The sequence below is a fragment of the Cupriavidus sp. H19C3 genome, from assembly GCF_049393815.1.
GTDB lineage: Bacteria > Pseudomonadota > Gammaproteobacteria > Burkholderiales > Burkholderiaceae > Cupriavidus.
Genome location: NZ_CP184985.1, coordinates 2,819,644 through 2,839,166 on the forward strand (window position 1 = coordinate 2,819,644; position 19,523 = coordinate 2,839,166).

General features: G+C 68.3%; 13 protein-coding genes. 7 read left to right on the plus strand and 6 right to left on the minus strand.

Translation table 11 applies throughout. From position 1 onward, the window contains the following. The first annotated feature begins 32 nt into the window (after window positions 1-32). The 4 genes from hemE (at window position 33) to DFLDMN_RS13030 (ending at window position 9,580) form a co-directional block, all read left to right on the plus strand. Window positions 33-1,121 (plus strand): uroporphyrinogen decarboxylase, encoded by a 1,089-nt coding sequence (gene hemE, locus DFLDMN_RS13015; RefSeq protein WP_423195364.1) that lies wholly within the window; start codon window positions 33-35, stop codon window positions 1,119-1,121. 624 nt (window positions 1,122-1,745) lie between these two features. After that, window positions 1,746-4,091: a primosomal protein N' gene (locus DFLDMN_RS13020; RefSeq protein WP_423195365.1), complete on the plus strand. Its 2,346-nt coding sequence runs from the start codon at window positions 1,746-1,748 to the stop codon at window positions 4,089-4,091. Between the two features lie 199 nt (window positions 4,092-4,290). Beyond that, window positions 4,291-8,286, plus strand: a complete 3,996-nt coding sequence (putA, locus tag DFLDMN_RS13025; protein WP_423195366.1) for a trifunctional transcriptional regulator/proline dehydrogenase/L-glutamate gamma-semialdehyde dehydrogenase — start codon at window positions 4,291-4,293, stop codon at window positions 8,284-8,286. Window positions 8,287-8,428: 142 nt separating this feature from the next. Then, window positions 8,429-9,580 carry a branched-chain amino acid ABC transporter substrate-binding protein gene (locus DFLDMN_RS13030; protein ID WP_423195367.1) on the plus strand — a complete coding sequence of 384 codons (1,152 nt, stop codon included), beginning with the start codon at window positions 8,429-8,431 and terminating at the stop codon, window positions 9,578-9,580. A gap of 126 nt (window positions 9,581-9,706) precedes the next feature. On the opposite strand, the gene DFLDMN_RS13035 is transcribed toward DFLDMN_RS13030, so the two are convergent. Next, window positions 9,707-10,423 carry a hypothetical protein gene (locus DFLDMN_RS13035; protein ID WP_423195368.1) on the minus strand — a complete coding sequence of 239 codons (717 nt, stop codon included), beginning with the start codon at window positions 10,421-10,423 and terminating at the stop codon, window positions 9,707-9,709. Between the two features lie 304 nt (window positions 10,424-10,727). On the opposite strand from DFLDMN_RS13035, the gene DFLDMN_RS13040 reads away from it, so the two are divergent. The 3 genes from DFLDMN_RS13040 (at window position 10,728) to DFLDMN_RS13050 (ending at window position 15,204) form a co-directional block, all read left to right on the plus strand. Next, window positions 10,728-12,698: a hypothetical protein gene (locus DFLDMN_RS13040; RefSeq protein ID WP_423195369.1), complete on the plus strand. Its 1,971-nt coding sequence runs from the start codon at window positions 10,728-10,730 to the stop codon at window positions 12,696-12,698. A gap of 167 nt (window positions 12,699-12,865) precedes the next feature. Beyond that, window positions 12,866-14,089 (plus strand): cation:proton antiporter, encoded by a 1,224-nt coding sequence (locus DFLDMN_RS13045; protein WP_423195370.1) that lies wholly within the window; start codon window positions 12,866-12,868, stop codon window positions 14,087-14,089. Next, window positions 14,089-15,204 carry a YbdK family carboxylate-amine ligase gene (locus tag DFLDMN_RS13050; RefSeq protein WP_423195371.1) on the plus strand — a complete coding sequence of 372 codons (1,116 nt, stop codon included), beginning with the start codon at window positions 14,089-14,091 and terminating at the stop codon, window positions 15,202-15,204. The genes DFLDMN_RS13045 and DFLDMN_RS13050 overlap by 1 nt, the downstream gene beginning before the upstream one ends. Window positions 15,205-15,377: 173 nt before the next feature. Here the strand turns inward: DFLDMN_RS13050 and DFLDMN_RS13055 are convergent, their stop codons facing one another. The 5 genes from DFLDMN_RS13055 to DFLDMN_RS13075 form a co-directional block, all read right to left on the minus strand. Further along, window positions 15,378-15,839, minus strand: coding sequence for a YMGG-like glycine zipper-containing protein (locus DFLDMN_RS13055; protein WP_423198402.1), 462 nt, complete (start codon window positions 15,837-15,839; stop codon window positions 15,378-15,380). 253 nt (window positions 15,840-16,092) lie between these two features. Continuing rightward, entirely contained in the window at window positions 16,093-16,563 is a 471-nt protein-coding gene (locus tag DFLDMN_RS13060; RefSeq protein ID WP_423195372.1) for an OsmC family protein, read from the minus strand. Window positions 16,564-16,604: 41 nt separating this feature from the next. After that, a complete protein-coding gene (locus DFLDMN_RS13065) occupies window positions 16,605-17,354 on the minus strand; it encodes an MBL fold metallo-hydrolase (protein WP_423195373.1) in 750 nt (249 codons plus the stop codon). A gap of 221 nt (window positions 17,355-17,575) precedes the next feature. Continuing rightward, complete coding sequence (locus DFLDMN_RS13070; RefSeq protein ID WP_423195374.1) at window positions 17,576-18,952, minus strand: L-serine ammonia-lyase; 1,377 nt, start codon at window positions 18,950-18,952, stop codon at window positions 17,576-17,578. Window positions 18,953-18,980: 28 nt separating this feature from the next. Continuing rightward, entirely contained in the window at window positions 18,981-19,520 is a 540-nt protein-coding gene (locus DFLDMN_RS13075) for a DUF421 domain-containing protein (RefSeq protein ID WP_423195375.1), read from the minus strand. Between the last annotated feature and the right edge of the window lie 3 nt (window positions 19,521-19,523).

The window sequence follows — 19,523 nt, forward strand, 5'->3', positions numbered from 1 at the left end:
CCCGTAGAATAGGCGGTCTTACGAGGACGACCATGACCGTACTGCAGAACGACACCTTCCTGCGCGCGCTGCGCCGGCAGCCGACCGAATACACGCCGCTCTGGCTGATGCGCCAGGCAGGGCGCTACCTGCCCGAATACAACGCCACCCGTGCCCGCGCCGGCAGCTTTCTGGGGCTGGCCAAGAATCCCGCGTACGCGACCGAGGTCACGCTGCAGCCGCTCGACCGCTATCCGCTCGATGCGGCCATCCTGTTCTCCGACATCCTGACCGTGCCCGACGCCATGGGTCTCGGCCTGTCGTTTGCCCAGGGCGAGGGCCCGCGCTTTGCGCACCCGCTGCGCACGGAAGCCGATGTCGCCAGGCTGGCCGTGCCGGATATGGCATCGCTGCGCTATGTCTTTGATGCGGTGGCGGAAATCCGCCGCGCGCTGGTGCGTGACGGCAAGCAGCGCGTGCCGCTGATCGGCTTCTCGGGCAGCCCGTGGACGCTCGCGTGCTATATGGTGGAGGGCGGCGGCTCGGACGACTTCCGTACCGTCAAGGGCATGATGTACGGCCGCCCGGATCTGATGCACCGCATTCTGGAGATCAACGCCGAAGCGGTAGCCGCATACCTGAACGCGCAGATCGAAGCCGGCGCCCAGGCCGTGATGATCTTCGACACGTGGGGTGGCGCGCTGGCGGACGGCATGTACCAGGCGTTTTCGCTCGCGTACATGCGCAAGGTGCTGGCGGGTCTGCGGCGTGAGCATGCGGGCGAGCATATTCCCGCCATCGTCTTTACCAAGGGTGGCGGTCTGTGGCTCGAGGACATCGCGGCCATCGGCCCCGACGCCATCGGGCTCGACTGGACCGTAAATCTCGCGCAGGCGCGGCGCCGTACCGGCGGGCAGATCGCGCTGCAGGGCAATATCGACCCGACCGTGCTGTTTGCTTCCGAGGAAGCGATCCGCACCCAGGTACGCGGCGTGCTCGACAGTTATGCCGCGGGCGGCGGCGCCGACGGGCACGTGTTCAACCTGGGCCATGGGATTTCGCAGTACACGCCGCCGGAAAATGTGTCGGTGCTGGTGGATGAGGTCCACGGCTACAGCCGCAAGCTGCGCGCGAGGGGTTGACGGCGTAACACCCGGTGGGCGGCGGAGGGCGCAGGCGCGGCAGCCATGGCGACGGCCGCGCGCGTCGTCGCAAGCGCCGCGATGACCGCCAATCCCCGCAATCGCCACCTGCCGCCGTGCGCGCGCTGCATGTTCGCATCGCGCCGCAGCGACGGGCCATCACCCGTTTGGGTGGTATCCCCAGAGGCGCATCGCGCAGGCTGTCAAGTAAACTATTTCGCGCTCTTTCGCCAAAAAGGTGCGCACCGGTGGCTGTCAAGGCTTGACTTATGCACACCGATAGGTTTGCCGCAGTGCAAGAGCGGGTTACCCCTTAACTCCGTTGGGGGATGTTGGCAAGTGCTTGATTTGAAAGGATTTGAATCTTCTTCAAACGGATGGCGCATGTCGGTGGAAGCCTTGATTTGCGGGCGTTGCGGGGCAGCGGCGGGGACTTTTCAACAAAGTTATCCACAGGCGGCCGGCGCGAAGTGGAAAACCATTCATCTATCATCGACTTAGGGTCACATTTGAAGTTTTACTTTAAGTTGATGTTGCGTTGCACACCGTCGCCGGCACGCCAGTTGCGCGCGCGGCGCATGCACAATCGCTGCGCACTACGCGTGCATTTTCGAGGTATCGCTCATGGCGCCTGACGAAGCGCCCGACGTGGCCGATGCGAACGGCGCGGCGCCCGTCGCAGCGCCGCCACAGACAAGCGGCGAACATTCGCTGCAATGGCCGCAGTCGTCGCCGCCGAAGATCGCCCGCGTCGCCCTCGATACGCCCGCCGACGACTGCTTCGACTATCTGGCCGAAACTTCGGTCGTGCCCGGCCAGCTCGTGGTGGTGCCGTTTGGCCGCCGCCATGCCGTCGGGGTCGTGGTGGCGCTCGCCGACCAGACCGACGTGCCCGAGGCACGCCTGCGCCCGATCACCGCGCGCATCGACTGGCTGCCGCCGCTGAGCCCGGACTGGCTTGCCCTCGCGAACTTTGCCGCGCGTTACTACCATCGCCGCCTGGGCGAAGTCATGCTGCCGGCGCTGCCGCCTTCGTTGCGCGAACCCGAGACCTGGGAGCGGCTGGGTCAGCGCGCGCGTACCACGCAGTACCGGGTACGCACGGGCCAGGCCGACGCGCTGCGCGGCGCCGTCCCGGCACGCGCCCGCTCCGTCCATGCGCTGGCACAGGCCCTGCTCGCGGACGAGGGCTGGATGACCCTGGCCGACGCGCGCGCACGCTGCACCGCGGCGCCGGCGCGCCTGGCCGAATGGGAGGCGGCCGGCTGGGTCGAGGCGACGCAGGTGCGGCGGCCGCTGCTCGCCATCGCGCCGGCGCAGGCCCCATCGGTGGCGCCGGTGCTGCACGACGAGCAACGCGCCGCGGTGGACGTTATCGGCAGCGCCACCGGCTACGCGCCGTTTCTGCTGCACGGTGTGACCGGCAGCGGCAAGACCGAGGTCTACCTCCATGCGATGGCCACGGTGCTGGAGGCCGCGCCGACCGCGCAGGTGCTGATGCTGGTCCCCGAAATCAACCTGACGCCGCAGCTGCAGACGCGCATCGCACAGCGTTTTCCGCACCTGCCGCTGGCCGTGCTCCACAGCGGGCTCGCGGACCAGGAGCGCAGCCTGCAATGGCTGGCGGCCCACGGTGGCGAGGCACGCATCGTGCTGGGCACCCGCATGGCGGTCATGGCGTCGATGCCGAACCTGCGATTGATCGTGGTCGACGAGGAGCACGACACCTCGTACAAGCAGCAGGAGGGCTTGCGCTATTCGGCGCGCGATCTCGCCGTCTGGCGCGCCAAGCAACTCGCTATCCCGGTGGTGCTGGGCTCGGCCACGCCGTCAATGGAGACCTGGTGGCGCGCCGAGCAGGGCGCCTACCGCAAGCTCGTGCTGCGCGAACGCGCGCAGGCGGAGGCCGCGCTGCCGGTGGTGCGGCTGATCGACCTCAACCACGAGCGCCAGCGCCAGCGCGCGCTGTACGAAGGGCTCTCGGTGCCGCTGCTCGATGCCATCGCGGCCCGCCTTGCGCGCGGCGAGCAGAGCCTGCTGTTCCTGAACCGGCGCGGATATGCCCCGGTGCTGGCTTGCGACAGCTGCGGCTGGCTGTCGGGCTGCCCGCGCTGCTCGGCGTACCTGGTGCTGCACCGGCCCGAGCGACGCCTGCGCTGCCACCACTGCGGACTGGAGGCACCGGTCCCTCATCACTGCCCGGACTGCGGCAATGTCGATATCGCGCCGCTTGGGCGCGGCACCCAGCGCATCGAGGAAGCGCTGGCTGCGCGTTTTCCACAGGCGCGCGTGGCCCGCATCGACGCCGACTCCACGCGCCGCAAGGGCAGCGCCCAGGCCATGTTCGACGAGGTGCACGCGGGCGAGGTCGATATCCTGGTCGGCACGCAGATGGTCGCCAAGGGCCACGACTTCCAGCGCGTGACGCTGGTCGGCATCGTGCATCCGGATGCCGCCATGTTCAGCCACGACTTCCGCGCGGCCGAGCACCTGTTTGCCTCGCTGATGCAGGTGTCGGGGCGGGCCGGGCGCGCCGGGCTGGCGGGCGAGGTGCTGATCCAGACCCGCTATCCGGACGCGCCGGCGCTGCAGGCGCTGGTCCGGCACGACTACGATGGCTTTGCCGCCAGCCAGCTGCGCGAGCGCCGGCAATCCGGCCTGCCCCCGTTTGCGTACCAGGTGCTGCTGACCGCCGAGCATGCCGAGCTCGACCGCTCGCTGGCCTTCCTTCAGGCCGCGCGCATGGCAGCCGACAGTTGCCCCGGCGCGGCCGAGGTGCAACTCCACGATCCGGTGCCAATGTCGATGGTGCGCATCTTCAACAAGGAACGCGCGCAGATGCTGGTCGAGGGCGGCTCACGCCCGACCCTGCAACGCTTTGTCGCGGACTGGCTGGGACTGCTCGGCCAGCTCGGCGCACCGGCGCGGGGCGTACGCTGGCAGCTGGAGGTCGATCCGCTGCGCATCTGACGGGTGCTACCCATGCTGCGGGCCGGGCAGGGGTGTGGCGAAAGTGCAACCTCTGCCGGTGCGATTCACCTAGTGGTTGCACTAGGTTGCACCTCGGATCTTTCCGAGCGTAAGATGCCGCCATTGTCAGACTCGCGCGCGTCGTGTCTGCCTGCATTCGGCATTCCTCGCTGTTACGCTTCTCCCGGAGATTTTCCGCATGGCCACCACCACGCTCGGCGTCAAACTCGACGACGCTTCGCGCGAGCGCCTCAAGCGCGTCGCCCAATCCATCGACCGCACGCCGCACTGGCTGATCAAGCAGGCGATCTTCGCCTACCTGGAGCAGGTCGAGCGCGGCCATGTGCCGCACGAAGCGGGCGCAAGCAGCGCGACGGACGCCGACGGTGCCGACGGTCATGACGCCGGCGGCGCCGACCTCGCGCCCCAGCCGTTCCTGGAATTCGCGCAGAGCGTGCAGCCGCAGTCGGTGTTGCGCGCGGCCATCACCTCGGCCTATCGCCGTCCGGAAAGCGAATGCGTGCCCGTGCTGCTGGAGCAGGCGCGCCTGCCGCAGGCGCAGGCCGACGCTGCCATCAAGATGGCCAGGACGCTGGCCGGCCGGCTGCGCGAGCAGAAGGTGGGCAGCGGCCGTGAAGGGCTGGTACAGGGTCTGATCCAGGAGTTCTCGCTGTCGTCGCAGGAAGGCGTGGCGCTGATGTGCCTGGCCGAGGCGCTGTTGCGCATCCCGGACAAGGCCACGCGCGATGCGCTGATCCGGGACAAGATCAGCGGCGCCAACTGGCAGTCGCATCTGGGCCAGAGCCCGTCGCTGTTCGTCAACGCCGCCACCTGGGGCCTGCTGCTGACCGGCCGCCTGGTGGCCACGCATACCGAGGCGGGCCTGACCAGGGCGCTGACGCGCATCATCGGCAAGGGCGGCGAGCCGCTGATCCGCAAGGGCGTGGACATGGCGATGCGGCTGATGGGCGAGCAGTTCGTGACCGGCGAGACCATCTCCGAGGCACTCGCCAACGCACGCAAGTACGAGGCCGAAGGCTTCCGTTACTCGTACGACATGCTGGGCGAAGCGGCCATGACGGAGGCCGATGCGCAGCGCTATCTGGCCTCGTACGAACAGGCCATCCATGCCATCGGCCAGGCCTCGCGCGGGCGCGGCATCTACGAAGGCCCGGGCATTTCGATCAAACTGTCGGCATTGCATCCACGCTACAGCCGCGCGCAACACGAGCGCGTGATCGGCGAGCTGTATGGCCGCCTGAAGGCGCTGACGCTGCTGGCGCGCCAGTACGACATCGGCATCAATATCGATGCGGAAGAAGCCGACCGCCTGGAGATTTCGCTCGACCTGCTCGAACGGCTCTGCTTCGAACCCGAACTCGCGGGCTGGAACGGTATCGGCTTTGTGGTGCAGGGCTACCAGAAGCGCTGCCCGTTCGTGATCGACTACCTGATCGACCTCGCGCGCCGCAGCCGCCATCGCCTGATGATCCGCCTGGTCAAGGGCGCCTATTGGGACAGCGAGATCAAGCGCGCGCAGGTCGACGGCCTGGAGGGTTATCCGGTCTATACGCGCAAGGTCTACACCGACGTGTCGTATATCGCCTGCGCGCGCAAGCTGCTGTCGGTACCCGATGCCATCTATCCGCAGTTTGCCACCCACAACGCGCATACGCTGTCGGCCATCTACCAGATCGCGGGCCAGAACTACTACCCCGGCCAGTACGAATTCCAGTGCCTGCACGGCATGGGCGAGCCGCTGTACGACCAGGTGGTGGGCACCGTGGCCAACGGCAAGTTCGGCCGGCCGTGCCGGATCTACGCACCGGTGGGCACGCACGAGACGCTGCTGGCGTACCTGGTCCGCCGTCTGCTGGAGAACGGCGCGAACACATCGTTTGTGAACCGCATTGCCGACGAAACCATCGCGCTCGACGATCTCGTGGCCGATCCGGTCGCCGTGGTCGAGACGATGCATCGCGACGAGGGCGCGCTCGGCCTGCCGCATCCGCGCATTCCGCAGCCGCGCGCGCTGTATGGCCGCGCGCGTGCCAATTCGGCCGGCATCGACCTGTCGAACGAGCATCGCCTGGCGTCGCTGTCGTCGGCGCTGCTGGCCGGCAGCAGCGAGCAGGTGCGTGCCGAACCGATGCTCGGCGCCGAGGTGCCACGCGAGGGCGCCAGCTTTGCCCCGGTGCTGAACCCGGCCGACCGCCGCGATATCGTCGGCGAGGTCAGCGAGGCCACGCCGGCCGAGATCGAGGCCGCGCTTGCCGCGGCCGTCAATGCCGCGCCGATCTGGCAGGCCACGCCGCCCGAGGTGCGCGCGGCCGCGCTGGAACGCGCCGCCGACCTGATGGAAGCGCAGATGCAGTCGCTGATGGGCGTGATCGTGCGCGAGGCCGGCAAGACCTTCTCGAACGCGATTGCCGAAGTGCGCGAAGCCGTGGACTTCCTGCGCTACTACGCGGTGCAGGTGCGCGAGACGTTCTCCAACGACACCCATCGCCCGCTCGGCCCGGTGGTCTGCATCAGCCCGTGGAACTTCCCGCTGGCGATCTTTACGGGCCAGGTGGCGGCCGCGCTGGCGGCGGGCAATCCGGTACTGGCCAAGCCGGCCGAACAGACGCCGCTGATCGCCGCGCAGGCCGTGCGCCTGCTGCGCGAGGCCGGCGTGCCGGCCGGTGCCGTGCAACTGCTGCCGGGTCGCGGCGAGACCGTGGGCGCGGCGCTGGTTGGCGACGTGCGCGTCAAGGGCGTGATGTTCACTGGCTCGACCGAAGTCGCGCGCCTGCTGCAGCGTAACGTCGCGGGCCGCCTCGATGCCGCCGGCCGGCCGATTCCGCTGATCGCCGAAACCGGTGGCCAGAACGCGATGATCGTGGATTCGTCGGCGCTCGCCGAACAGGTGGTGGGCGATGTCGTGACTTCCGCCTTCGACTCCGCGGGCCAGCGCTGCTCGGCCCTGCGCGTGCTGTGCCTGCAGGAGGACGTGGCCGACCGCGTGCTGGAAATGCTCAAGGGCGCGATGGGCGAGCTGACGCTCGGCAATCCGGATCGCCTGTCGACCGATGTGGGCCCGGTGATCGACGAAGACGCGCGTGCCGGCATCCTGCGCCATATCGAGGCGATGCGCGCCAAGGGCCGCCGCGTCCATCAGGCCGATCCGGATGTCGCGCAAGCGGCGGCGTGCCGCCATGGCACCTTTGTGCCGCCGACGCTGATCGAACTCGACAGCATCGAGGAACTGCAACGCGAGGTGTTCGGCCCCGTGCTGCATGTGGTGCGCTACGAGCGTGCCGCGCTCGACGCCATGATCGGTCAGATCAACGGCACCGGGTATGGCCTCACGCTCGGTATCCATACCCGTATCGACGAGACCATTGCCCATATCGTCGGCCGCGCCCATGTGGGCAACCTCTATGTCAACCGCAATATCGTCGGGGCCGTGGTGGGTGTGCAGCCGTTCGGCGGCGAAGGTCTGTCCGGCACGGGGCCGAAGGCTGGCGGTCCGCTCTATCTGCATCGCCTGCTGTCGGTGTGCCCGCAGGATGCGGTGGCGCGCGCGGTACGCGCGGCCGACGTGGCCCGCGCGGAAACCGAAGGCGCGGTGCCGGGGGTGGCTGCCGCTGCGGCCATGGCGCCGGCCCTGAGCGCGCTGCGCGGCTGGGCGCAAGGCAGCCAGCCGGAGCTGGCCGCGCTCTGCGACAGGTTTGCGGCGGCCTCGCCGGCGGGCCTCTCGGTCACGCTGCCTGGCCCCACCGGCGAGCGCAATACCTACTCGCTGCTGCCGCGCGAGCGCGTGCTGTGCCTGGCGCAGCAGGAGGGCGATCTGGCCGTGCAACTGGCCGCGGTGCTGGCGGTGGGTGCGTCGGCGGTATGGGCCGACACACCGCTCGCGCGGGGTCTGTTGGCACGCCTGCCCGAGGCAGTACAATCGCGCGTCCGCCTCGCTGGAGCGGCCGACTGGTCGTCGGCGGAGGCCGCGTTCGATGCTGTCCTGCACCATGGCGATTCGGACCAGCTGCGCAGCCTCTGCGAGCAGATCGCGGTGCGGCCGGGTCCGATCGTCGGTGTCCAGGGCCTCGCGCACGGTGAACCGAGTATCGCGCTCGAGCGTTTGCTGATCGAACGTTCGCTCTCGGTGAACACCGCGGCGGCGGGTGGCAATGCAAGCTTGATGACGATCGGCTGAGATCCTTGGCCGGCGTCTTGTCGAAGCGCGCGGCGGCACGGCGATCCCGTGGCGCTGCGCAACCAGGAACGGACCGGTGCTGCCTACGCCGGACCGCAATACACGCCGACTACATCGGCACATATGGGACCAAGGAGAACTGATGAGCACCACCTTCCACAAGACCGCCATGACGATCGCCATGGCCGTGGCCGGCCTGACCACCGCTTCGGCCGCGTTTGCCCAGGCGCAGGAAATCAAGCTGGGCTTTGCCGCCCCGATGACCGGCGGCCAGGCCCAGTACGGCAAGGACATGCAGAACGGCGTGGTCCTCGCGATCGAGGACATGAACGCCACCAAGCCGAAGATCGGCGGCAAGGAAGTGAAGTTCGTGCTGGTCTCCGAGGACGACCAGGCCGATCCGAAGACCGGTTCGGTGGTGGCACAGAAGCTGGTGGACGCGGGCATCCAGGGCATGCTCGGCCATTTCAACTCGGGCACCAGCATCCCGGCCTCGATGGTCTACAACCGCGCCGGCATTCCGCAGATCGCCATGGCGACGGCGCCGGAATACACCCGGCAGGGTTTCAAGACCACGTTCCGCATGATGACGTCGGACACCCAGCAGGGTTCGGTGATCGGCGCGTTCGTGGTGAAGAAGCTGGGCGCCAAGAATATCGCGATCGTCGATGACCGCACCGCCTACGGCCAGGGCCTGGCCGACGAGTTCGAGAAGGCCGCCAAGGCTGCCGGCGGCAAGATCGTGCGCCGCGAGTTCACCAACGACAAGGCAGTGGACTTCAAGGCCGTGCTGACCAACATCAAGCGCAGCAACCCGGACGTGATCTTCTATGGCGGCGCCGAGACGCAATCGGCGCCGATGGCGAAGCAGGTCAAGGAACTGGGCCTGAAGGCACCGCTGGTATCGGGCGAGATGTCCAAGACCGACAACTTCCTGAAGCTGGCCGGCTCGGCCGCGGACGGTACCGTGGTGTCGCTGGCCGGCCTGCCGCTGGACCAGATGCCCGGTGGCGCCAACTACGAGAAGAAGTACGAGAAGCGCTTTGGCAGCAAGGTGCAGACGTATTCGCCGTACGCGTATGACGGCGCCACGGCCATGATGACCGCGATGGTCAAGGCGGGCTCGGCCGATCCCGCCAAGTACCTGCCGGTGCTGGCTGCGACCAACATGCAGGGCGTGACCACCAAGACGCTGGCCTACGATGCGCGCGGCGACCTGAAGGACGGCGGTATCACCGTCTACAAGGTGGTGGACGGCAAGTGGACCGTGCTGGAAACCGTGGGCGGCAAGTAAGCCCACACCTGCGGCGCCCGGGCCAGTGGATGGCGCCGGGCAGCCGGCAGGTTGCAGGGGACCTCGACACCCGAGGGCCCGGCGCACGCCACCCGCGAGGGTGGCGTTTTTGATGGTGGGAGGCGTTTATTCCTCATCGTCGAGCGTGAGCACCAGCCGCGCCTGCTCCACCACGTCGCGGGTCTCCGCATCGCCGCGCGCGCCGGCCTCGAGGCCGGCCAGGCGCTGCAGCATGGTGTCGCGCTGGCCGCGCGCGGCGATCACCTCCGCGACTTCCAACGCGTCGGGCAGGGCCGCCAGCGTGGCCACCGCGCGCGCGTCGAGCGTGGGGTCGAGCAGGTAGGTCGCGAGCTGTTCGAACAACTCGCCGCCGCGTAGATGGGCCTCGACGTCGGCGCGGGCGGTCAGCCAGTCGCCATAGCGCTCGGCATCGTCCATCGCCACGTGCGTACGGGCGCCATCGAAGGCCGGCGGATTGCGCGCCAGAAACTGGCCGACCGCCTGCAGCCGTGCGGTATCGAGACGTGCCAGCAGCGCGCCGCGCACGGCCGGATGGGTGGCTTCGATCAGCGCATGACCGACGGCCTGGATATCGCCGAGATCGGCCGGGGCCCCTGTGAGGGCGTTGTCCACCGGGTTGTCGATGGCATCGGCCATGGCGTGGGGGGTGGCCGCGGCGGGGTTGCGGCCGGGCGCGCCGGCTGTGGCAAGACCTGCCGCGCCATCTTCCGCGCCTGGTATCGGCGGGGTCCCGGAGGCCGGCCGGTGCACGCGCACGACCACGGCCACCGTGGCTCCGGCCAGCAATAACAGCAACACCCCCTTTGCGATCCATCGCAGCATGTCGGTCTCCGTCGCTTGGAAAGCGGACACTTATAGCCGGGCGGTCCGGCGCCGCATATCGCTGCCCGTCCAATTGCGCTGGCGCGTATCCGTTGCCTCGGGGCGGGTGGGGCGGGTGGGGCGGGGTTGGTCGGTACCGCGGTGGCAGTGCCTCCGCGGGCCGTGGGTGGGGGGCGGGGTACCGATCCGGGGCGGCGTATGCAAGCCGAAACAGGCGGGTTTTCCCGCTTGTTCTCGTCTTCGACCGTCATGTCGATGGCGCATAATCGCGCACTTGCCTATTTTTTCTGCGAAGGAGCCGTCGGTGCAGGATGTGAGCTACGAGCACGCGATCGCGCTGGCCAGCGCGGGGCGCCTTGACGAAGCGCTCCACGTCGCCGATCAGCTGTGGCAAAGCCAGCCCGAGGTGGTCGACCATGCCACGCTGCGCGCGCAGCTGCATGCCGATGCGGGGAACGTGCCGGCGGCGCTGGCGGCGCTCGATCAGGCCATGGCCGCCTTGGCGGGATCCGCGCTGGCGCCGATGCATCGCTGGGCCTCGCAGGGTCTGCTCGCGCACCAGTACGGCACGCTGCTGCTGCGCGCGGACCGCGCGCGCGAGGCGCTGCACTGGCTGCACGAGGCCGCGCAACGCAACGGCCTGGCCACCGGAGAATGGGCCGCGCATTTCTACGCCGGGCTGGCGGCCTGCCAGGCTGGCGATGCCGAGCGCGCTGGCCGTTACTGGCACGACCTGCTCTATCGCGCGCCCGACCTCGGTGCCGCCGATATCCTGCCGCATGTGCAGGCTCATCTGGCCGAGGCGGCCGCCGCAGGCCAGCCGGCCGCGCCGCTGATGCGCGTATGCCTGGGCCGCATCGCGCTCGACTCGCCCGACCTGCTCGACCTCGCGCCGGAAGCCGGCGACGCGCTGGCCGCCGAACAGGCCGCCGCGGTACTGGCGGACCACCCCGATCATCCCGAAGCCCGCCGCCTGCGCGCGCCGCTACGCCTGGGCGCGGGCGACCTGGCCGGTGCGCTCGACGACATGGCCACGTACCTGCGCCAGCAGCCCGATCCGCAGGCACAGGTACGCGAGCTGGCCTGGCGCCACCAGGCTGCCACGACCGGTGCCGCCGAGGCAGCCGCTCCCGCCTGGCAAGGCTTTGCCGTGACCCAGGACGCCGACGATGGTGCCGGCTATTACCGGTGCGCCACCGCGCTGCGCGACTTCATCGGCGAAGTGCCGGCCGCCCGCGCGGCGCTGCGGCCGGCGCTGGAAGCGGCCTGCCGCACCGGCCTCGCGCGCTTCGAGCAGTACTTTGCCAGCGGCGATGGCGATGCGCGCGGCCATGGCGGCAACGCGGATCCGCACGTGTACTCGATGCTGTGCGGCCTGCTGGCCCGCAGCCTGCCCGCCGACGCCGCGCACCTGGAAGAACGGCTCGCGCTGCATCGCCAGGGGCTCGCCGCCAGCGAATTCATCGATCACTGGAACGGCATGCTCGATGCCTATGCCGATGCGCGGCAACCGCAGGAAGTGGTGCGGCTGGCGGGCGAGGTGCTGGAACACCATCAGGTGGAGCGCGATCCGGCGCCGGTGGCGTGGGCGTTCAGCCGCATGGTCGCGGCCTGGGCCACGATCGGCGGTGGTGACAGCGTGGCCACCGCACGCGAGGCGCTGGCGCGCATGGATGCCCGACTCGACGCGTTGCCGGTGGAGGCCCGCAGCGAAGCCGGCCACGCCATGGCGCATGCGCGGGCGGATCTTGCCGCGTTGCTGGCAGCGGCGGCGCCGACCATGGATCCGCACGACCGCACCGATGCCCTGGCGGAGATCGAGACGCTGCAGCGACGCGCGCTCGTGGTCGAGGACGCGTGGCTGTACAACCGCTTCGGCGGCGTCTGGCGCGACCTCGGCGATACCGAACGGGCGCTCGCGCTGTTCGAGGCCGCCATCGCGTTGACCGAGGGCGATGCCGGCGACCAGGCGCCCGCGCGCGTGCAACGCGCACGGATCCTGGTCGGCCAGGAGCGCTTCGAGGAAGCGCTCGCCGATTTCCAGGCCGCACACGCGGCATGGCAGGCCTGCGGCGAGGCCGGCCAGTGGGATGCCGAAAGCTGCCTGATGGCGGTGCAGGCCGCGCTCGGCCTGGCGCAACGCGACACCGCGCTCGCGTGGTTCGAGCGGGCGCGCGCGCTCGGCGCGGACAAGGGACGCACGCGCGGTCTTTATGCCAAGGTGGAAGCCTCGCTCAAGACCACACGCCCCGCCTGGAAGCTGTGGGGCGTTTGAGCCGCCCCGTTCCCGGGGCCGCCTTGCCCGAGCGTGCGGAATGAAAAATCTACAAAATCCGCATAGGGAAAGTTGGCCGATTTTGAAAGAAGTTGGCGCGATATTGACGCAGAATGCACGCAGTGTCGGACAAACCCCGACACGGAAACTTAAGTGCTTCCGTTACCATGTCGCCCATGAATGGATTGAGCCAACTTTTCCCGACGTTGCCACTGCCCCTGGGCGGCTTGTTCTGGGTCGGACTCGCGCTGATTGGTGCCGGACTGGCCGGTGAGCTGGGCCGGCGCTGGCTGGGTTTTCCGCGCATCGTCGGCTATGCCGTGGTGGGTTTGTTTGCGGGCACGCTGGGCCGCAGTATCGTCGACGACTACATGATCGCGCAGACGCGCGTGCTGATCGACATGGCGCTCGCGCTGGCGCTGTTCGAGCTTGGCCACCGACTGTCGCTGTCATGGCTGCGCGCCAACCGCTGGCTGCTGTTTACGAGTGCCGCCGAGAGCCTGCTCACCTGGGGTCTGGTGTCGTCGGTGCTGCAATGGCTGGGCGCTTCGCCCGGGGTGGCGATCCTCGCCGGCGGCATCGCCGTGAGCACGTCGCCGACCATCGTCCTGCAGCTCAAGAACGAGTTGCGCGCCGAGGGCCAGGTCACCGAGCGGCTGATGGCGATGGCTGCGCTCAACAGTATCTATGCCGCGGTCATCGTGCAGGTGGCCACCGGCTGGCTGCACTCCGAATACGGCAATATCGGCGCCGCGCTGCTGCATCCGCTCTACCTGCTGGTGGGCTCGTGCCTGATCGCGTGGGTCATGGGCAAGCTCGGCCACGCGCTCTACGCGCGCATGTCGGCCGACGATCACTACAGCTTTCTGGTCCTGGTCGGACTCGTACTGTTCACGCTGGCGCTGACGCGCGGCCTAAAATTGTCGATGCCGCTGACGTTGCTGATCACCGGTATCGTGTTCAAGCACCAGGACCGCCAGCCGCATGTGTGGCCTACGCACTTCGGTAGCGCCGGCAGCCTGCTCATCATCGTGATGGTGGTATCGCTGGGCCTGCCTCTGACCGCGCATGACTGGGTGGTCGGCGGCATGCTCGCCATCGTGCTGGTGGCGATGCGTCATCTGGCCAAGGTGCTCGGCGTGGTGTCGCTCGGTTCGTTCTCGGGCCTGAGCCTGCGCCAGTGCATGGCGCTTGGCCTGGCGCTGGGGCCGATGTCGGGCCTGGCGTACCTGCTGATGAGCGATGTGGCGCGGCTCTACCCCAGTACGGGCGCGCCGCTCGCCTCGATCATCCTGTGCGCGCTGGCCATCGAACAACTGCTGGGCCCGGTTCTCGCGGCCTGGGCCCTACGCTACGCGGGCGAGTCGCGCAGCAATGGAGGAGGGCGCTGATGTCGCTCGAACCGTTCAAGCATTCCGAGGCGCTGACCTTCGGCGTCGAGCTGGAATTGCAGCTCGTCAATCGTCACGACTACGATCTCGCACCGTTCGCGCCAGACCTGCTGCGCGCGCTCAAGGGCGCGCAGCATGCCGGCGACATCAAGCCGGAGATCAGCCCGTCGATGATCGAGATCAGCACGGGCATCTGCCATACCTATGCGCAGGCGCTCGAAGAGCTGACCGTCATGCGCGACCTGATGGGCGCGGCCTCGCGCTCGCTCAACCTCGGCATCTGCGGCGGCGGCACGCATCCGTTCCAGCAATGGTCGGAGCGCACCATCTCGGATTCGCCGCGCTACCAGTACATCTCCGAACTCTACGGCTATCTCGCCAAGCAGTTCACCGTGTTTGGCCAGCACGTGCATATCGGCTGCCCGAGCGCGGACGAATCGCTGTTCCTGCTCCACGCGATCGGCCGCTACGTGCCGCACTTTATCGCGCTGGCGGCGTCGTCGCCGTACGTGCAGGGGGTGGATACCGGCTTTGCCTCGGCGCGCCTCAATTCGGTGGCGGCCTTTCCGATGAGCGGACGCGCGCCGCACATGCTCACGTGGGACGCTTTTACCGCGTACTTCGAGAAGATGCGCAAGACCGGCGTGATCGAGAGCATGAAGGACTTCTACTGGGATATCCGCCCCAAGCCCGAGTTCGGCACGATCGAGGTGCGCGTCATGGATACGCCGCTGACGGTGGCGCGTGCGTGCGATATCGCGGCCTATATCCAGGCGCTTGCGCGCTACCTGTTGCTGTCGCGACCGTTCATGCCACAGGAGGACGACTACCTCGTCTACACCTTCAATCGCTTCCAGGCCTGCCGCTTCGGCCTGGAGGGCGAATACGTGCATCCGAACGAGCTGACGCGCATGCCGATCGCCGACCATATCCTGTCGATCTGCGATGCGCTGGTGCCGCACGCCGAGGCGCTCGGTTCGCTGCAGGCGCTGGCCAATATCCGCGCGCTGGCGGAACGGCGCGCGGGCGATGCGAGCTGGGTACGCGCCGCCGACGAGGCCGCGCATAGCCTGCGCGATACGGTGCGGCTGACCTGCGAACGCTGGGAAGCGTAGGTGCGCGGTGGGTTGCCCGCCTGGCTCGACCTGCTGGGTCTCGCCGAGGGTCTCCGCTTTCTGACGGCCCAGGCCGCCCACGCTTATCACGCTGACCGATTACCCGAGCCGATTGCGCGGGCTTACCGCGCGGCTTACTGCGCGCGCTCACGACCCACGCTGACGACGCCCGCCTATTGCACGGTATAGCCGCGTCCGGTCATGCAGGCCCGCCACGCCTGCCAGTATGTCCCCATCGCCTGCTGCTTGCCGGCCGCCATCTGCGCGTTGGCGGCCTCGGTCTGCCTGCGCTGCTGACGATGTTCCATTCCGCCCGCCATGGTGCCCGCTGCCGCGCCGATGGCCGCGCCCTTGCCGGCATCGCCGCCAATCGCGCCCGCCACCGCGCCCATCGCTGCGCCACCGGCCGCACCGCGTACCCGCTGACCGCTCGGCGGCGGTGCCGGCGCCGGGGCCACCGCCGCGACCTGGGCCGGATCGATGCCGGTCTGTTGGCGGGCCCAGCCATAGCAGGCGCTGTCGTCGCTGGCCTGTTGCTCGGCCGACTGGCCCTTGGCCGGATAGGCGACCGGTTTGGTTTGCGCATGCGCGCTCGCAAGCGCGAGGGCCGCGATGCCGATCATGGCCTTCGCCATTGGCCTGATGGTAGTCCTCGCCATTGCCCCGCTGAAGAATCTGACTCGCTTCATGTCCTGCTCCACACGCGATTGGTCTCGCGCATGGCCGCAAGTATTTGCAGCGGGCAGGGTCAAGTCAATTGAATAAATTCGTGCGCGCGCCGCGTGCGTGATGCGGAATCTTGTCACTGTCGCATGCTTGCGATGACACTGACATGGCCGACACTGTCGCCGCGATTGTTGTGTGGCATCCCCGTTCGCAGACGCAGGCTCAGGCGGGATAGACCGGCTCGCAGCGTACCTCCGTCCTGACCGAGTTCGCGATATAGCAGGCATCGTGCGCGGCATGATGGAGTTCATCGATGTCGGCACGCGTGGGTACGCGCTCGCCCGAGAACGCCACGTCGGGGCGCAAGGTGACCACCGTCATCGCCATGCGGCCTTCGGCATCGCGCGCCATCACGCCCACGGCCTTGTCCTCATAGCGATCCACGCAAAAGCGCCGCCTGGCCGCAAGCCCGAGAAACCACAACATATGGCACGCAGACAGCGAGGCCACGAACGCCTCCTCGGGATCGACCGCGGAAGCATCCGACATCGGCAGCGGCACCACATGCGGCGACGAAGAACCCGGCAACTCGACGCCACCGTCGAAGCGGATGCGATGCCGGCGGCTATAGCGGTTGTCGAGAAAATCCTGCCCATCGCGTTGCCACAGCAGTTCGGTCGTGTATTCGGACATGGAATAGGCTCGCTGCAAAGATGTCGTCGGGGGGAAATCCGTCACGCACCGTGCGGCACGCGTTCGCCATCGCGCTCGCCGCCGTGCAGGCCCAGGCGCTGGTTGGCGGGCACCGCCACATCGATCAGCCTGGGGCGCGGCAGGTTCAGCTGCTGCATCATTGCGATGAACTCGTCGCGCGTGCGGCCGGCCACGCGGCTGTTGTGAGCGCGTTCGTGGCCGACGGTCGACGAGGTGCGGCCCTTGTAGTCGTGCGCGGGAAATACCAGCGTGTCGTCGGGCAGGCGAAAGAGGCGCTGCGTCAGGCTGTCGTAGAGCGTGCCGGCATCGCCGGACTGGAAGTCGGTGCGGCCGCAGCCGTCGATCAATAGCGCGTCGCCGGTAAAGACGCGGCGCACGGTGCCCTGCGGCGTGTTCTCATCCCACAGGTAGCTCATGCTGCCGGCGGTATGTCCGGGCGTATGCAGGGCGCGCAGTACCTGCTTGCCGAAGACGAGCGTGTCGCCATCGATCAGTTGCTTCTGCGCGGGCTTGATATCGCAACCCGAGGGGGCGGCGGTGTGCGCGCCGGTCTGCAGGGCGACGTGGCCGGCCGAGGTGATATGGTCCGCGTGGGCATGGGTCTCGACCACCCACGCGAGGTGCGCGCCGGTGGAGGCAAGCAAGGCCATATCGCGCGCGAGTTGCCGGTCCACCGGGTCGATCAGCACGGCATCGTGCGTTTCCGCATCGATCAGCAGGTAGGTGAATGTGGACGAAGTCTCGTCGAACAGCTGATGGAAGGTCTGCATGGCGGCGGCCCCTGGCATGGCTTGGCGGGTGCGATGGCGTCTCTGGTCCGGCGACGTGAATCGCATGATACGCCCGCGCGTACGCTACGCCTATATGCGCACCCATGCGTGCCCGTACGTGTGCCCATACGTGTGCCCATACGTGTGCCTATCCGCGTGCCTATCCGCGTCTCCCGACGTTGCCTGTACCCAGCGCCGGCCACGGTGTAGCCCGCAGCCCATCAGCACTCCACGATATTGACCGCCAGGCCGCCGCGCGCGGTTTCCTTGTACTTGGTTTTCATATCGGCGCCGGTTTCGCGCATGGTCTTGATCACCGAGTCGAGCGACACATAGTGCGTCCCATCGCCGCGCAACGCCATGCGCGCCGCGTTCACCGCCTTGACCGCCGCCATCGCATTGCGCTCGATGCACGGAATCTGCACCAGCCCGCCGACCGGATCGCAGGTCAGGCCAAGATTGTGCTCCATGCCGATCTCGGCGGCATTCTCGACCTGCTCCGGGGTGCCACCGAGCACGGCGGCCAGCGCGCCGGCCGCCATCGAGCATGCCACGCCGACCTCGCCCTGGCAGCCCACCTCGGCCCCCGAGATCGAGGCGTTGAGCTTGTACAGCAGCCCGATCGCACCGGCCGTCAGCAGGAAATCCACCACGCCCTCGCGGCTGGCACCAGGAACGAAGCGGTCGTAGTAATGCAACACGGCCGGTATGATGCCGGCGGCGCCGTTGGTCGGCGCGGTCACCACGCGCCCGCCCGCGGCGTTCTCTTCGTTGACGGCGATGGCATAGAGATTGACCCAGTCCATCACCGAGAGCGGATCGGACAGCGCGCGTTCGGCGCGTTCGGTCAGGCTGCGATAAAGCTCGGGCGCGCGCCGGCGGACCTTGAACGGCCCCGGCAGTTCGCCATCGGTGCGGCAGCCGCGCGTCACGCAGCGCTGCATCACGTCCCAGATATGCAGCAGGCCGTCCGTGACCTCGGCTTCGGAGCGCCACACGAGTTCGTTCTCGAGCATCAGGCGCGCGATCGATTTGCCGCTGCCGCGTGCCATGTCGAGCATGGCGCGCCCGCTCGTGAACGGATGGGGCAACTGCCGGCTGGCGGCCAGCACCTGCGTATTGGGCGCACCCGCGGTTACCACGAAGCCGCCGCCGACCGACAGGTAGCGCGCCTCGCGCAACGGCGTGCCGTCCGCGTCGAACGCGTGGAACTTCATGCCATTGGGATGCTCGGCCAGGGCCTCGCGCCGATAGAACGCGATGTGTTCGCGCTCGACAAACGGCACCGTGTGCGTGCCCAGCAGCGCCATCGTGCGCGCCTGCCGCACCGCGGCGAGCCTGGCATCGATGCTGTCGGGGTCGATGGTGTCCGGTGCCTCGCCCATCAGGCCGAGCATGACACCCTTGTCGGTACCGTGGCCCTTGCCGGTGGCGCCGAGCGAGCCGTACAACTCCACGCGCACGTTAGCCACGCGCGCCAGCAGGCCATCGCGCTCCAGGCCCTGCGCAAACATCAGGGCGGCGCGCATCGGTCCCACGGTGTGCGAGCTCGACGGGCCGATACCTACCTTGAACAGATCGAAAACACTGACGGCCACGGTCTCTCTCCAGTATGGCGCGCGGGCTCTATACCTGCGCGTCGATCTCGGGCTTGTCCGGCTCACGCCAGAGCGTGCCGGGTGCCGGTTTGTCGCTCGGCGGCGCCTCGCGCTTGATCACGCTGACGGTGCCGTCGATTTCGAGGACGGCAAAGTGGACGTCGCCGATGTGCTCGCAGCCGGCGCGCCGCAGCACCTTGTGCAGCTCATGCATGCTGATGCGCTCGCGCCGCATCACGTCCTCGTAGATCTTGCCTTCGTGAATCAGGAGCTGCGGCTTGCCGCCCACGAAGGCCTCGAAGCGCCGGCTGCGCCAGGTGAAGTAGCCCAGCACCACGTCGGCCGAGAACAGCGTGACGGCGAGGATCAGGCCCGCCGCCACCGAGTTGTCGCCGGCGTTCATGGCGTTCTGCACCGCGTTGGAAATGATCAGCAGCAGGATCAGGTCGAACGGGGTGAGCTGGCCGATCTGGCGCTTGCCCGACCATCGCATCAGCACGAGCAGGGCGCCGTAGACGATCAGGCCGCGCAGGACGAATTCCCACCAGGGCGCTTCGAGGTTCCACATGGA